Origin of the sequence: Morganella sp. BCCO 40_0007, assembly GCF_032989665.1 — a bacterium.
Taxonomy (GTDB): Bacteria; Pseudomonadota; Gammaproteobacteria; order Enterobacterales; family Enterobacteriaceae; genus Morganella; species Morganella sibonii.
In genome coordinates this window covers 381,265-396,711 of sequence record NZ_JAVBIN010000002.1, presented here as the reverse complement: position 1 = coordinate 396,711, position 15,447 = coordinate 381,265, and the positions used below count along the sequence as shown (strand labels likewise).

Below are 15,447 nucleotides of genomic sequence, written 5' to 3'. Positions count from 1 at the left end.
CAGAGAGATCTGCGCGTGACGGGTTTTAGTTAGTGTACGGTTGGCTGGTAGATGCCGACACCCAGTTCGTCTTCTTTACGGGTGCGGGCAATGACGGATTCCGGGGTTTCGTGAACACGCAGGTTCATCTGCTCTTCTGTCCGGATCACGCTGCCGCGCAGTGAGTTGGTATAGACATCGGTAATTTCGACATCCACAAATTTGCCGATCATGTCCGGGGTGCCCTCAAAGTTCACCACACGGTTATTTTCGGTGCGTCCGGATAACTCCATCACGTCTTTGCGGGACGGTCCCTCTACCAGGATGCGCTGTGTGGTACCGAGCATCTGACGGCTGTAGCTCATCGCCTGCTGGTTAATCCGCTGCTGTAACAGGTACAGGCGCTGTTTTTTCTCGTCTTCGGTCACGTCATCCGGCAGGTCAGCCGCCGGGGTTCCCGGACGCGGGGAGTAGATAAAACTGAAGCTCATATCGAAATTCACATCAGCAATCAGCTGCATGGTTTTTTCGAAGTCGTCATTGGTTTCTCCCGGGAAGCCGACGATAAAGTCAGAGCTTATCAGGATATCCGGACGTGCTTTGCGCAGTTTGCGGATAATGGATTTGTATTCCAGCGCGGTATGGGCACGCTTCATCTGGGTCAGAATACGGTCTGAGCCGCTCTGTACCGGCAGATGCAGGAAACTGACCAGTTCCGGGGTATCTTCATAAACAGCGATAATATCATCGGTGAATTCAATCGGATGGCTGGTAGTGAAGCGGATGCGGTCGATACCGTCAATGGCGGCCACCAGACGGATCAGTTCGGCAAAACTGCAGATGCTGCCGTCAAACGCCGGGCCGCGGTAAGCATTCACGTTCTGGCCGAGCAGGTTCACTTCACGCACGCCCTGTGCGGCTAACTGAGCGATTTCAAACAGGACATCATCACACGGACGGCTGACTTCCTCACCACGGGTATAGGGAACCACGCAGAAGGTGCAGTATTTGTTACAGCCTTCCATGATGGAGACAAAGGCGGACGGGCCTTCTGCACGTGGTTCCGGCAGACGGTCAAATTTCTCGATTTCCGGGAAGCTGATGTCCACAATCGGGCTGCGGTCGCCTCTGAGTTTGTTGATCATCTCCGGCAGGCGGTGAAGTGTCTGCGGGCCGAAGACAATGTCCACGGCCGGTGCGCGGCGGCGGATAAAATCCCCTTCCTGCGAGGCCACACAGCCCCCGACACCGATGATAATGTCCGGATTCACATCCTTGAGATTTTTCCAGCGGCCGAGCTGGTGAAATACTTTTTCCTGCGCTTTTTCACGGATAGAACAGGTATTAAGCAGGAGAATATCGGCTTCATCGGCATTGTCTGTTAAAGTGTAGCCGTGGGTGCTTTCCAGCAGGTCAGCCATTTTGGATGAATCGTACTCATTCATCTGACAGCCCCAGGTTTTTATGTACAGTTTTTTACTCGTCGACATTTTCTCAATCCGCTGTTTTCAGTGAAACAATACCCGCAACACGGAAAAGCATTGTGTGTATTCAATCAGTTTTTGATGTAACCAATGGTCGATATTGTAGTCATTTGATACACCAGTGACCAGACCCGGCAGCACGGATCTTCACCTTTCCCGGTGAATTTACGGCAATTGAACAAAAAATCAACGTATTAGAATAGGTAGGTCATGGATAACCCGTTAACACATTCTGAAGTCACCGTTATCGGCGGGGGAATGATTGGTGCAGCCACCGCCCTGGGACTGGCTCAGGCCGGTTTCCGCGTCACAGTGGCTGAATTACAGGCACCGGCACCGTTCGATGCTCAGAGCCGCCCTGATGTGCGGATTTCCGCTGTCAGCCGCGCCTCTGTTGAGTTACTGGATAGCCTCGGTGTGTGGGAGCGAGTCCGTGAAATGCGCTGTGTGCCGTACCGCACACTGGAAACGTATGAGGAACCGGGCTCGGAAGTGACCTTTACCGCAGACAGCCTCGGATTACCCGAACTGGGGTATATGGTGGAAAACCCGGTACTGCAACGGGCATTATGGGAAAAAATCACGGCTCATGAGCTGATCACCTGTCTGTGTCCGGCACGGTTGCAGACTATGACAAAAGATGACGGGGAGTGGTTACTGTCGTTTGATAACGGTGATGTGATAAAAACCCGGCTGGTAATCGGCGCGGACGGTGCGAAATCACAGGTCAGAACCCTGGCCGGTATCGGCAGCCGCGGCTGGCAGTATCGTCAGTCCTGTATGCTGATCACCGTGGATACCGGACGTGAACAGCAGGATATCACCTGGCAGCAGTTTTTCCCGTCCGGCCCGCGTGCGTTTCTGCCGTTGTTTGATTCTTATGCTTCGCTGGTCTGGTATGACTCACCGGCGCGGATACGCCAGCTCAGTAAACTGCCGCCTGAACAGCTGAAAACGGAAATCCGTGCGTCATTCCCTGAACGTCTCGGCGATGTCACGCCACTTGCCTGCGGCTCTTTCCCGCTGGTGCGGCACCATGCCGCACATTATGTGCAGGACGGGCTGGCACTGATCGGCGATGCGGCTCATACCATCAATCCGCTGGCCGGGCAGGGGGTAAACCTCGGTTACCGTGATGCGGATATATTACTGAATACCCTGATTGCAGCGCGTGAGTGCTGTGAGGACTGGGGCAGCGAATCCGTTCTTAAACGGTATGAGCGCCGTCGTCGTCCGGATAACCTGCTGATGCAGGCCGGGATGGATGCCTTTTATCTGACCTTCAGTAATACCCTGCCGGCGTTACAGCCGCTGCGTAATCTGGCGCTGACAGTGGCACAACGTGCGACACCGCTGAAAAAGCTGGCGCTGAAATATGCACTGGGAGTTTGATTGCTGATTCAGGCAGGGCGGGAGATTCTCTTCTGCTTCCGGGGATGGCGGGCAGCAGGCAAAAACGAAAAGCCGCTGTAAACACGTCCGTGTGCGCTCAGGCGCGTCATCCCTGACGCGCCTGCTTTTCGTTGTTTTTGCCTGCTGTCGCGCGTTGTACATTGAGTACAAATGAAATCTTTTCCGGATTCAGAAAAGCAAAAAGCCCGTCAGAGACGGGCTTTCAGAATTTGGCTGGGGTACCAGGATTCGAACCTGGGAATGCTGGAATCAGAATCCAGTGCCTTACCGCTTGGCGATACCCCAAAAGATACTTATTGCAAAAAAGATGGTGGCTACGACGGGATTCGAACCTGTGACCCCAACATTATGAGTGTTGTGCTCTAACCAACTGAGCTACGTAGCCATCTTTTACTGCTTTAACAAAGCCGTTTTTCAGAATATGGCTGGGGTACCAGGATTCGAACCTGGGCATGCCAGGATCAAAACCTGGTGCCTTACCGCTTGGCGATACCCCACCTGAAAAACGAGGCTTATCATACTTCATTTTTCCACTGAGTGGAAGATGGCTGGGGTACCAGGATTCGAACCTGGGAATGCCAGGATCAAAACCTGGTGCCTTACCGCTTGGCGATACCCCATCCGGAAATACAATAAGCAACAACGAATGTCACGAGAAATGGTGCGGGAGGCGAGACTTGAACTCGCACACCTTGCGGCGCCAGAACCTAAATCTGGTGCGTCTACCAATTTCGCCACTCCCGCAAAAAAGATGGTGGCTACGACGGGATTCGAACCTGTGACCCCAACATTATGAGTGTTGTGCTCTAACCAACTGAGCTACGTAGCCATCTTTTTTTTGCGTGACCTTCATCGGCGTTGCGGGGCGCATTATGCGGATTACAGCCAAAAGCGTCAACTGCTTTTTGCAGATATTTTGATGAAATCCGTTTGTTTGCCTGCATAATAATCACTTTGAAGATAAACAGAACAAAAAACAGGATAAAATCACAGAGTTGATGCATTTATCAGGCAGCAGATTATTCTTCCGCATCCGGTTTGTTTTCGAGAACATGCAACAGCAATTCACCGTACAGCATGGCCCGTTTTATCAGGGCAAATGCACCGATAGCGGAGTTTGGCGGCAGCTGTGAAATCACGACCGGCAGATCCTCGCGGAAATTTTTCAGTGACTGCGTATTTATGCAGCTTTGCAGTGCGGGCAGAAGGACATTTTCAGCGGCGGTTATCTCACCGGCAATCACGACTTTTTGCGGGTTAAACAGGTTTATTGTGATAGCAATCGCTTTTCCGAGAGAATTGCCGACCTGTTTTATCACTTCAGCCGCAAGTGCATCGCCCCGGTTGGCTGCCCGGCAGATAGCACGAATGGAGCAGTTATCCGGTGTTAATTCGCTTTCAAACCCTTGTTCCAGCTGATGTTTTACCCGTGTTTCAATAGCGGCATCTGATGCGACGGTTTCCAGACAACCGAAGTTTCCGCAATGACAGCGCCCGCCGAGCGGATCAATCTGAATATGGCCTATTTCACCGAGATTACCGCGCCGGTTAAGCAGGATCTGATTGTTGATAATGATCCCCGCTCCGGCTCCGCGGTGAATACGTACCAGCAGCGAATCTGCGCAGTCGCGGGTGGCACCGAAATAGTGTTCAGCCAGCGCGAGGCTGCGGATATCATGCCCGGCGTAGCAGGGCAGGTTAAAATGCTGATGGAGGTTTTCGGTCAGCGGCCAGTCACTGACGGCAATATGCGGCATATAACGGACAATGCCGTGATCAGGGTCGACCAGCCCCGGCAAAATCACCGCAATGGCGATCAGCTCACGGATACGGCGCTGTTGTGCCTGCCTGAAGTTATCGATCAGTGCGATAAGTTTTGCTTCCGCATCCGCCTGAGAGGTGGCTTCCAGAGGACTGGTTTCCTCTGCAATGGCACGTCCGCTGAGATCAAACAGTGCGATGGTGGCGTCATGGCGGCCGAGACGCACGCCGATAGTCTGGAAAGCGCGGTGCTCGGAAATAATGGAGATAGCGCGGCGTCCGCCGGTGGATGCCTGCTGATCCACCTCTTTTATCAGGCCGCGCTCAAGAAGCTGACGGGTAATTTTGGTGACGCTGGCGGGGGCCAGCTGGCTTTGTTCGGCAATCTGAATGCGTGAAATCGGGCCGGAACGATCTATCAGGCGGTAAACTACCGCCCCGTTCAGCTGTTTGACTAAATCAATATTACCTATCTGCGGAATTCCGTTACCCATCGGCATCTTTTACTCATGATAAATGAACCACATTCCCGTTAACGATTGTCATACAGACAGAAAAATCAGCGGTGAAGGCGGTCAGGTTGGCAATACTGCCGGATTTAATACTTCCCAGTCTGTCCTGAACACCAATTGCCCGTGCCGGATAGAGTGTGGCCATGCGCAGGGTTTCATCCAGCGGGATACCGACATGCTGAACACAGTTTGCCACTGCGCGGATCATGGTGAGCGAAGAACCACTCAGAGTGCCGTTTTCGTCCACACATAAACCATCACGATAATATATCGTTTTGCCGGCAAAGATAAAATGATCCAGCTCGCTGGTTTGCGGATCAAGTCCTGCCGGTGCGGTGGCATCGGTGACCAGAATCAGCTTGTCGCGCTTGAGCGCTTTACTGTTGCGGATATTCGGCCAGGAGACATGCAGGCCGTCAGCAATAATCCCGGCATATATTTCAGAAGTATCATAAATCGCACCAATCAGTCCCGGCTGACGGCCGGAAATGTACGGCATCGCATTAAACAGGTGAGTGGAGAGGGTAATGCCGTTTTCAAATCCGGCACGGGACTCTTCATAGCTCGCATTGGAGTGCCCGGATGAAACCACAATGCCGGCATCCGTCAGTTTGCGGATAACAGCGGGCTCCACCATTTCCGGTGCCAGGGTGAGTTTGGTTATCACATCTGCGTTGTCACACAGGAAATCGATCATCGCGGCATCCGGTTTGCGGATATAAGCCGGGTTGTGCGTGCCTTTTTTCACCGGGTTGATATACGGCCCTTCAAGATGCAGCCCCAGCGCCTGGTTTTTATGTGTTTTCAGATAGTCGCGCATGGTGCTGACACTCAGTTTCATCAGCGAATCGGGGCTGGTGATCAGTGTCGGCAGGAAGCTGGTGCAGCCGGTACGCTCATTGGCTTTCTGCATTATGTCCAGGGTGCGGACAGTGATGTCGTCCTCATTGTCGTTAAACTGTACGCCGCCGCAGCCGTTGACCTGCAAATCAATAAATCCCGGGGAGAGGATGGCACCGCCCAGATCACGGGTATCAATTCCGTCCGGTAACTCACTGACCGGACACACGCTGCGGATTAATTCGCCGTCAATAATGACCGCGTGGTTTTCCAGACGATCGTGACCGGTATAAATAATGGCATTGGTTAATGCGTACATAACGCCTCCTGGGGGAGAGAATACTTATTTAAAGATAAGACAACACAACAAAAACCGCCCGGATAAAGGGCGGTCAGCATCGGTTATTCAGCAGAAAATTGTTCGATAATGTCAGATTCAAGGTGACAGAAATACTTCAGGGTTTTTACTTTCAGCTCAAGTGTGGCCGGTTCATCACACACCACAATGGCTTTCGGATGGATCTGCACACAGGTGATTGTCCACATATGGTTCACTGAGCCTTCAACCGCCTGCTGTACCGCCATTGCCTTGTTATGACCGGTGGCAAGGATCAGCAGCTCTTTGGCATCCATCAGGGTACCGACACCGACAGTGAGTGCATACTTAGGCACTTTATTGATGTCATTATCAAAGAAACGGGAGTTGGCGATACGGGTTTCCGGTGTCAGTGTTTTGACACGGGTGCGTGAGGTCAGTGATGAACCCGGTTCGTTGAACGCAATATGGCCGTCATTACCGACGCCGCCCATAAACAGCTGTACGCCGCCGTACGCTTTTATTTTCGCTTCATAGCGTTCACATTCCGCATCGGTATCCGGGGCATTGCCATTGAGCAGATTGATGTTTTCTGCCGGGATATCAATGTGATTAAAAAAGTTTTCATGCATAAATGAGTGATAGCTCTGCGGATGTGATTCCGGCAGGCCGATGTACTCATCCATGTTAAAGGTCACCACATGACGGAAGCTGACTTTCCCGGCCTGATGCAGGGCGATCAGCGCCTTGTAGGTCGCCAGAGGGGTGCCGCCGGTCGGCAGTCCCAGAACAAACGGGCGCTCTGCCGAAGGGCGGAACGCATTGATTTTGTCAGCGATGTACTGTGCGGACCACTGACCGACATCCTGCGCTTTCGCAAGAGGGATTAAACGCATATCGATTCTACCTCATTAAGTTATACCGGATTATCGGCCCGGTACCTGCTGTGCTGTCTCAGGAAGATTATTCCTTTCTCATCTATAACATGAATACCCGGGATTTATTAGTCACGGGGGAGAATACAGCCGCCGGAAAAGATATTTTTTATCTTAAAATAAGTTTTGTGTGACTGCCAGCATTTTAACCAGCCGGTGATGAATATTGGTGACAATAATCACAAATCACAGCTATTTAATTTGCGATGCAAAATAAACTTTTTAGACTGATACGTATAGTTGGCAGTAAAATAAGTGTTACACAATCCGGCAGGTAATCAGGCCGGTTGTTAAATAATCCGGTTGTACACAATAAGGCAGTCAGTCATGACTGTGATAATAATGCAGTAAAACAAAAAGGCCGTTCGTCAGGGCGGCAAGGGGGAGTGAGTGGGTATACTGAACTATCTGCAGCGGATTGGCCGGGCACTGATGGTGCCTGTCGCCACATTACCGGCAGCGGCAATTCTGATGGGGGTCGGCTACTGGATCGACCCGACGGGCTGGGGTGCGGACAACGTGGTTGCCGCGTTCCTGATTAAATCCGGTGCGGCGATCATTGAAAATATGTCAATGCTGTTCGCTATCGGTATCGCGTACGGGATGTCAAAAGACAAAGACGGTGCGGCAGCACTGACCGGTTTTGTCAGCTTTATGGTGGTCACCACTCTGTGTTCCACCGCGACAGTCGGTATGATTCAGGGTATCCCTCCGGAAGCGGTTCCGGCGGCATTCGGTAAGATCAATAACCAGTTTATCGGTATTCTGGTCGGTGTTATTTCTGCCGAACTGTATAACCGTTACAGCGGTGTTGAACTGCCGATGGCTCTGTCATTCTTCAGCGGCCGTCGTCTGGTGCCGATCCTGGCATCCTTCGTGATGATTCTGGTTGCTGCGGTGCTGATGTATGTCTGGCCGGTCATTTATGATGCACTGGTTTCCTTCGGTAAGAGCATTAAAGACCTGGGCGCATGGGGCGCGGGGATTTACGGCTTCTTTAACCGTCTCCTGATCCCTGTCGGTCTGCACCACGCACTGAACTCAGTATTCTGGTTTAACGTGGCAGATATCAACGATATCCCTAACTTCCTGGCCGGGCAGCAATCCATTGATGCAGGCACAGCGGTTGCGGGTATCACCGGCCGTTACCAGGCTGGTTTCTTCCCGATCATGATGTTTGGTATTCCGGGGGCTGCACTGGCGATTTATCACTGCGCCAAACCGGAAAATAAAGCAAAAGTGGCCGGTATTATGATCGCCGGTGCCTTTGCCGCGTTCTTCACCGGTATCACCGAACCGATTGAATTCTCCTTTATGTTTGTGGCTCCGGTGCTGTATGTCATCCATGCTTTCCTGACCGGTATCTCTCTGTTTATCGCCGCAACCATGCAGTGGATTTCCGGTTTCGGCTTCAGTGCGGGGCTGGTGGATATGGCGCTGTCCTCACGCAACCCGCTGGCGACTAACTGGTATATGCTGATTTTACAGGGGCTGGTCTTCTTTGCCCTGTACTATGTGGTATTCCGCTTTGTTATCACCAAATTTAATCTGTTAACTCCGGGTCGTGAAGCGGCGATGGCAACCAACGATACCGTTGATGGTTACAGCGAGAATGTCAGCAGCAACAATAAAGATGAGAAAAAATCCATCAGCAGCGAAGCGCGTCAGTATATCGCGGCTGTCGGCGGATCAGATAACCTGACCGGTATTGATGCCTGTATCACCCGTCTGCGTCTGACCGTGAAAGATTCTGCACAGGTGAATGATGCTTATGCGAAAAATATCGGTGCTTCCGGTGTTATCCGTCTGAACAAAGAGAGTGTGCAGGTGATTGTCGGTACCCGTGCCGAACTGATTGCCAATGCGATGCGTGATGTGCTGAAAGAAGGCCCGGTGGCTCCGGCTCAGGCTGCGGCAGCCGCCCCGGAAGCGGTTAAAGCCAAAGCGCAGGGCGACGGTAACGTGGTACTGACGCTGGTGGCACCATTCGACGGTGAAGTGGTTGATTTATCTGCTGTACCGGATGAAGCATTTGCCAGTCGTGTTGTTGGTGACGGTATCGCTATCAAACCGGAAAGTGACACCGTATATGCGCCGGCAGCAGGTACCGTGGTGAAAATTTTCGATACCAACCATGCGTTCTGTCTGGAAACGGATAATGGTGCGGAGATTATTGTTCACATGGGTATTGATACCGTGAATCTGAACGGTAACGGCTTTACCCGCCTGATTGAGGAAGGCGCGCAGGTTGCGGCCGGTGATGCGGTGCTGAAACTGGATCTGGCTTATCTGAACGAACATGCCAAATCAATGATAAGCCCGGTAATCATCAGTAATATCGACGATTATGATCGTGTGGAGATTGTTGCCAAAGGTCTGGTTAAGGCAAACGAATCTGAGTTGTATCACGTCATTAAATAAGTGATTGCAGTTATGATAATAACGGGAGGCATCTGCTTCCCGTTTTTTATCTGTTTTTTGCGCGAAGGCACCTGTCCTGCTGATATTTCCGTGATCAAGTGGTTGTATATGAGCGCATCATATCGGATGATATGGGGTTATTAACGCGCATATTGCATTGAGGAATTATGACAATGAACGAGGCTGATGCCCGCCCGACAAACTTTATTCGTCAGATTATTGACGAAGACCTGGCTTCCGGAAAACATACCACGGTTCACACGCGCTTCCCGCCTGAGCCGAACGGATACCTGCATATTGGTCATGCAAAATCAATCTGCCTGAATTTCGGCATTGCACAAGACTATCAGGGGCAATGCAATCTGCGTTTTGATGATACCAACCCGGTGAAAGAAGACGTGGAATACGTCAATTCCATTGAAAACGATGTCAAATGGCTCGGTTTTCAGTGGAGCGGCAAAGTTTGTTATTCCTCCGACTATTTCGACACGCTGTATAACTACGCTGTTGAGCTGATCAACAAAGGTCTGGCGTATGTCTGCGAATTAAGTCCGGAAGAAATCCGCCAGTACCGCGGTACCCTGAAAGAGCCGGGCAGAAACAGCCCGTACCGTGACCGCACCCCGGAAGAGAACCTCGCGCTGTTTGAAAAAATGCGTGACGGCGGTTTTGAGGAAGGGAAAGCGTGTCTGCGTGCCAAAATTGATATGGCATCCTCCTTTATGGTGATGCGTGACCCGGTTATTTACCGTATTAAATTTGCCACACACCATCAGTCCGGTGATAAATGGTGCATCTATCCGATGTACGATTTCACGCACTGTATTTCTGATGCGCTGGAAGGGATCACTCATTCACTCTGTACCCTGGAATTCCAGGATAACCGCCGTCTGTATGACTGGGTTCTGGATAACATCACTATCGATTGTCATCCGCGTCAGTATGAATTCTCACGCCTGAATCTCGAATACACCGTGATGTCCAAGCGTAAGCTGAATCAGCTGGTGACCGAGAAATTTGTTGAGGGCTGGGACGACCCGCGCATGCTGACTATTTCCGGTCTGCGCCGCCGTGGTTATACTGCCGCCTCTATCCGTGAATTCTGCCGCCGTATCGGCGTTACCAAACAGGATAACAACGTCGAAATGGCGGCGCTGGAATCCTGTATCCGTGACGATCTGAACGAAAGTGCACCGCGCGCCATGGCTGTTATTGATCCGGTGAAAGTCGTGATCGAAAACATGCCGGAAGGCGATGTGATGGTGACCATGCCGAATCATCCGAACAAACCGGAAATGGGCAGCCGTGAAGTGCCGTTCAGCCGTGAAATCTGGATTGACCGTGCTGACTTCCGTGAAGAAGCTAACAAACAGTACAAGCGTCTGGTGCTGAATAAAGAAGTGCGTCTGCGCAACGCGTTTGTGATTAAAGCTGAACGTGCGGATAAAGACAGCGAAGGTAATATCACCACTATCTACTGTACTTATGATCCGGAAACCCTGAACAAAGATCCGGCTGACGGCCGTAAAGTAAAAGGTGTTATTCACTGGGTCAGCGTGAAACACGCGGTACCGGCGGAAATCCGTCTGTATGATCGTCTGTTCAGTGTGCCTAACCCGGGTGCGGAAGATGACTTCCTGGCAACACTTAACCCGGATTCTCTGGTGATCCGTCAGGGCTTTGTGGAGCCGTCACTGGTGGCCGCAGACAGCAGCAAGCCGTATCAGTTTGAGCGTGAAGGGTATTTCTGTGCCGATGCCAAATTATCCTCAGCGGATAAATTAGTCTTTAACCGGACTGTCGGCCTGCGTGATACCTGGGCAAAAATGGAAAGTAAATAACAGATAACACATTGTTACTGATATAAAAAAGCCGTTCATGCGAACGGTTTTTTTGTTTGTGTCTGACGGAAAAAACACAATAAAAAAGGTGCATTACGCACCTTTCATACAATTCGGTTACCGGAGAGAATTATTTTTTCTCGTCGTGGATACCATCATCAGAACGGCAGTCGCCATCCGCACAGTGACCGTACAGGTACAGGCTGTGGTTGGTGAGTTTAATACCGTGACGTTCCGCGATATTTTTCTGACGTGTCTCAATGGATTCATCACTGAACTCAATGACTTTACCGCAATCCAGGCAGATCAGGTGATCGTGATGGTGTTGCTGGGTCAGTTCGAATACGGATTTACCGCCTTCAAAATTATGGCGGGTGACGATACCGGCATCATCAAACTGATTCAGAACGCGGTAGACAGTTGCGAGTCCAATCTCTTCACCGATATCGATCAGTTTTTTGTAGAGATCTTCCGCACTGACGTGATGGCACTCCGGATCCTGTAACACTTCCAGAATCTTCAGGCGGGGAAGTGTGACTTTCAGTCCTGCATTTTTCAATGCTTTATTGTTATCGGTCATGCGGATTTAGTCCTATATTGTCGCTGGTGAGCGCACTTCAGGGGAACGCTCAACGGCTGAACACAATGCCCGGCTATCAAAAGGCGTCAGGTGCGATTCGCCTGACCGATGCCGGACCGGATAATAATATCATTACATAAATAAGCAGAATTATCATTCGCAATTTACGGGGTAACCCTTAAATTGCCAGAATCTCGTCGAGACTCATTTCTTCGCGGATCTGCTCAACCCATTTTGCCACGCGTTCATTCGTCAGCTCAGGCTGGCGATCTTCATCAATCGCAAGGCCGATAAAGTGACTGTCATCTGCCAGTCCTTTTGACTCTTCAAAGTGGTAGCCTTCTGTCGGCCAGTGACCCACGATGGTGGCGCCGCGCGGCTCAATGATGTCACGGATGGTACCCATGGCGTCACAGAAATACTCTGCGTAATCCTCCTGGTCACCACAACCGAAGATCGCCACAATTTTACCGCTGAAATCAATTTCTTCCAGCGTCGGGAAAAAATCATCCCAGTCACACTGTGCTTCGCCGTAATACCAGGTCGGGATACCCAGCAGCAGGAAATCAAACCCTTCGATGTCCTCTTTGCTGCACTTGGCAACATCCCTGACTTCTGCGACATCATCGCCGAGTGATTTCTGAATCATTTTAGCGATATTTTCTGTGTTACCGGTGTCACTACCGAAAAATATACCTGCGATTGCCATAAATAAGCCTCTCAACCGAAAATCTCTGTACCTGCAAAAAGGACGCCGCAGCGACAACAAGCAGAAATTATAACTATTTCATCTTTATAAATACTATTCTGACGAAAACAGTATTTGAAGTCTGTCAAATTTGTGTGGTGTGTCGTCTCACAATTTGGTGCATAAATCTGAACGCTGAAGATAATCAAGCAGAATTTGCTCGATAAGTTCTCCCCGGTTCACGTTTTCTTCGTATGCCAGCTGGTTCAGGGCATCGACAATATCCGCATTCAGTTTGAGCTCAACACGGCGTAATCCGTTAACTTTGTCACGCCGCAGCTGATTGCGTTTGTTAATCCGCAACTGCTCATCACGGGAGAGCGGGTTTGTTTTCGGGCGTCCGGGCCGGCGTTCATCAGCGAACAAATCCAGCGTGGTACGATCCGTTTGTTCTTTGGCCATAATTTTACTACGAAAATGCGGATTACAATGATAAACGCGCAATGATACACCGCCATCCCGCATACCGCTACCGCTTCGCGGTCTGTTGCCGCGGATTTTGTACAGATTGATTAACATCGCACCGCACGGCGGCAGTGTTATCGCGGATGATATGGTGTATTGATGGTTTTTTGATTGCAATTATCATTATGAATATATTAGAAAAAAGAGATCGTTCCCATCAGGATAACGGAGTGTTTTTGACGGCGGGCATTACGTAGTATGTATTTTCGGCAAGGGAATAACAGAGGACGCGTACATGGAACGTATCTCAGAACCAGCACTATCATCGCGTATGTCACACAAAAAGCGTCTGTCCGGCAAAACAATCAAACAGATACTGGCCGTATTAAGCGGCCCGCTTCAGTATTTTTGTCTGATTTTATCGGGCTGCTGCCTGCTGGATATCTGCGTTGATTTGCCGGGACAGGATGTCAGACAGCAGGTACGTTCTGTTGTGGCCTGGTGGCAGGAGAGTGACACTGACAATCTGATACTGAGTTTCCGTCAGTGAATAAACGCCGCCGTGACGGCGGCACCGGTATCAGGCTTTATCCAGGAAACGACCGATGGCGCGCAGAACCGCGTCCGGTTTTTCAGCGTGTACCCAGTGTCCGCATCCGGCAATCACATGCGCGGTTGCCTGCGGGAACTGCGCCATAATTGCGTCGCGGTATTCCGGTTTTACATAGGATGAATTACCGCCCGGGATAAGCAGCAGCGGAACCTGTTGCGGGGGCAGGGTTTCCCAGCCGATGATGGATTCATACTGCGCTTTGATCACCGGCAGATTGAATTTCCACTCTCCCTGTTTAAAGGATTTCAGCAGAAACGGGATGACGCCATCTTCACGGATGCGCTGCGCCATAATTGCGGCGGCGTCTGTCCGGGTGCTGACACCGGCAGCGGTGACATCTTCCAGTGCCGCGATAATCTCATCGTGACGGCGTACGCCGTAAGCTACCGGAGCCATATCAATAACAATCAGCTTTTCAGTGACATCCGGTGCCAGTGCCGCCAGTGCCATGGCAATTTTTCCGCCCATGGAGTGGCCAATCACAATCGCTTTTTCAATATTCAGGGCACGGATAAGATCAAGCACATCCTGCGCCATTTCCCCGTAAGTCATGGATTGCGCACGTGGTGAATCACCGTGGTTACGGACATCAATCTGTACCACGGTATGCGTTTTCCGCAGTTCACGGCCAAGCACCCCGAGATTATGCAGATCACCGAACAGACCATGGATAAGTACAATGGGTGTGGTGTGATGTGATATTTCAGGCGTGAATATTTCATGATGAAGTAATGCAGGTAATTTCATATTAACAACCGATCCGCAGAGCAAAACAGGCAGCTATGATGACACGGCCACCTCCGGAAACCAACATGTTAAGCAAATGTTTCTGCACCGGATTATGCGTCAGGAAACGATAACTTACTGATTTATTTTTTAAATGCCGGATGTGGCAAACTGCGGTGGTTTTTAGTTTAAGTTATTGAAATTTTAATTGTTTTGTTTTGTGTTTTTCTATCTTATAATAACGTGTTTCGCGTTAACGAATAAAAGAACCGGGTAGAAATGAAAACAATCGATGTAGATGAAGAACTTTACAGTTATATTGCCAGCCACACACAGCACATTGGCGAAAGCGCATCGGTAATTTTACGCCGTATGCTTAATTTAGGCCCGCAGACGCCGGATGCCACCTGCGCACCCGCTGCAACGGACAGCGCAGATAATAACATCCCGCAGGTTACCGCCCGTCCGGTGAAAACCGTTTCTCAGGACCCGGTCCGCGTCATGCGCGAGCTGTTGTTATCTGATACCTATTCAGAGAAAAAGAAAACGATCGATCGTTTTATGCTGGTGTTATCCGCACTGTATAACATTGATCCGAACGGGTTCAGTAAAAGCACGGATGAGCTCCACGGCCGCACCCGCGTATACTTTGCCGGTGATGAACACACGCTGCTGGCCAGCGGTAAAACCAGCAAACCGCGCCACATTCCGGGCACGCCGTTCTGGGTTATCACCAACACCAATACTCAGCGCAAACAGAGCATGGTAGAACAGATTATGCAGGGAATGGGCTTCCCGGCAAATACTGTCGAGAAAGTCTGCAATACCCTGTAAGGGGTATTTATCTGCCGGTGACGGCGTAATCAGGGGAGA

General features: G+C 50.7%; 13 protein-coding genes and 6 tRNA genes. 5 read left to right on the top strand and 14 right to left on the bottom strand.

The features are described from left to right. Nucleotides 1-29 precede the first annotated feature (29 nt). The gene (gene miaB / locus R5268_RS03920) at nt 30-1,469 is read right to left on the bottom strand and encodes a tRNA (N6-isopentenyl adenosine(37)-C2)-methylthiotransferase MiaB (protein WP_107680539.1); all 1,440 of its coding nucleotides are present in this window, start codon (nt 1,467-1,469) and stop codon (nt 30-32) included. 204 nt (nt 1,470-1,673) lie between these two features. Here miaB and ubiF point away from each other — a divergent pair, with 204 nt between their 5' ends. Then, on the top strand, nt 1,674-2,855 hold the full coding sequence (gene ubiF, locus R5268_RS03915; RefSeq protein ID WP_317418633.1) for a 3-demethoxyubiquinol 3-hydroxylase: 1,182 nt from the start codon (nt 1,674-1,676) through the stop codon (nt 2,853-2,855). A 231-nt stretch (nt 2,856-3,086) separates the two neighbouring features. On the opposite strand, the gene R5268_RS03910 is transcribed toward ubiF, so the two are convergent. The 9 genes from R5268_RS03910 to nagB all read right to left on the bottom strand — a co-directional run bounded on the left by R5268_RS03910 (nt 3,087) and on the right by nagB (nt 7,201). Next, nucleotides 3,087-3,161: transfer RNA gene (locus R5268_RS03910), tRNA-Gln, on the bottom strand. 23 nt (nt 3,162-3,184) lie between these two features. Continuing rightward, nucleotides 3,185-3,261: transfer RNA gene (locus tag R5268_RS03905), tRNA-Met, on the bottom strand. 37 nt (nt 3,262-3,298) lie between these two features. Then, nucleotides 3,299-3,373: transfer RNA gene (locus R5268_RS03900), tRNA-Gln, on the bottom strand. Nucleotides 3,374-3,421: 48 nt separating this feature from the next. After that, nucleotides 3,422-3,496, bottom strand: a tRNA-Gln gene (locus R5268_RS03895). Nucleotides 3,497-3,535: 39 nt separating this feature from the next. Further along, nucleotides 3,536-3,620, bottom strand: a tRNA-Leu gene (locus tag R5268_RS03890). A gap of 8 nt (nt 3,621-3,628) precedes the next feature. Further along, nucleotides 3,629-3,705 (bottom strand) — tRNA-Met (locus tag R5268_RS03885). A gap of 190 nt (nt 3,706-3,895) precedes the next feature. Further along, nucleotides 3,896-5,131: an ROK family protein gene (locus R5268_RS03880; protein WP_182105108.1), complete on the bottom strand. Its 1,236-nt coding sequence runs from the start codon at nt 5,129-5,131 to the stop codon at nt 3,896-3,898. A gap of 13 nt (nt 5,132-5,144) precedes the next feature. Further along, nucleotides 5,145-6,308: an N-acetylglucosamine-6-phosphate deacetylase gene (gene nagA / locus R5268_RS03875; protein ID WP_046893691.1), complete on the bottom strand. Its 1,164-nt coding sequence runs from the start codon at nt 6,306-6,308 to the stop codon at nt 5,145-5,147. 83 nt (nt 6,309-6,391) lie between these two features. After that, nucleotides 6,392-7,201 carry a glucosamine-6-phosphate deaminase gene (gene nagB, locus R5268_RS03870; RefSeq protein ID WP_046893692.1) on the bottom strand — a complete coding sequence of 270 codons (810 nt, stop codon included), beginning with the start codon at nt 7,199-7,201 and terminating at the stop codon, nt 6,392-6,394. Between the two features lie 429 nt (nt 7,202-7,630). On the opposite strand from nagB, the gene nagE reads away from it, so the two are divergent. After that, nucleotides 7,631-9,661, top strand: coding sequence for an N-acetylglucosamine-specific PTS transporter subunit IIBC (gene nagE, locus R5268_RS03865; protein ID WP_317418634.1), 2,031 nt, complete (start codon nt 7,631-7,633; stop codon nt 9,659-9,661). 173 nt (nt 9,662-9,834) lie between these two features. Beyond that, nucleotides 9,835-11,502 (top strand): glutamine--tRNA ligase, encoded by a 1,668-nt coding sequence (gene glnS, locus R5268_RS03860; protein WP_052926244.1) that lies wholly within the window; start codon nt 9,835-9,837, stop codon nt 11,500-11,502. A 130-nt stretch (nt 11,503-11,632) separates the two neighbouring features. On the opposite strand, the gene fur is transcribed toward glnS, so the two are convergent. The 3 genes from fur to ybfE all read right to left on the bottom strand — a co-directional run bounded on the left by fur (nt 11,633) and on the right by ybfE (nt 13,232). Continuing rightward, nucleotides 11,633-12,082, bottom strand: a complete 450-nt coding sequence (gene fur, locus R5268_RS03855; protein ID WP_046893695.1) for a ferric iron uptake transcriptional regulator — start codon at nt 12,080-12,082, stop codon at nt 11,633-11,635. A 178-nt stretch (nt 12,083-12,260) separates the two neighbouring features. Continuing rightward, nucleotides 12,261-12,791: a flavodoxin FldA gene (fldA, locus tag R5268_RS03850; RefSeq protein WP_046893696.1), complete on the bottom strand. Its 531-nt coding sequence runs from the start codon at nt 12,789-12,791 to the stop codon at nt 12,261-12,263. A 147-nt stretch (nt 12,792-12,938) separates the two neighbouring features. Further along, nucleotides 12,939-13,232 carry a LexA regulated protein gene (ybfE, locus tag R5268_RS03845; protein WP_004235627.1) on the bottom strand — a complete coding sequence of 98 codons (294 nt, stop codon included), beginning with the start codon at nt 13,230-13,232 and terminating at the stop codon, nt 12,939-12,941. A gap of 298 nt (nt 13,233-13,530) precedes the next feature. On the opposite strand from ybfE, the gene R5268_RS03840 reads away from it, so the two are divergent. Further along, nucleotides 13,531-13,785: a hypothetical protein gene (locus R5268_RS03840; RefSeq protein WP_317418635.1), complete on the top strand. Its 255-nt coding sequence runs from the start codon at nt 13,531-13,533 to the stop codon at nt 13,783-13,785. A gap of 30 nt (nt 13,786-13,815) precedes the next feature. Here R5268_RS03840 and ybfF read toward each other — a convergent pair whose 3' ends face one another. After that, nucleotides 13,816-14,595 (bottom strand): esterase, encoded by a 780-nt coding sequence (gene ybfF / locus R5268_RS03835; protein WP_107680543.1) that lies wholly within the window; start codon nt 14,593-14,595, stop codon nt 13,816-13,818. A 258-nt stretch (nt 14,596-14,853) separates the two neighbouring features. Between ybfF and seqA the strand changes: the two genes are divergently transcribed. Beyond that, complete coding sequence (gene seqA, locus R5268_RS03830; RefSeq protein ID WP_107680544.1) at nt 14,854-15,408, top strand: replication initiation negative regulator SeqA; 555 nt, start codon at nt 14,854-14,856, stop codon at nt 15,406-15,408. The last annotated feature ends 39 nt before the right edge of the window (nt 15,409-15,447 follow it).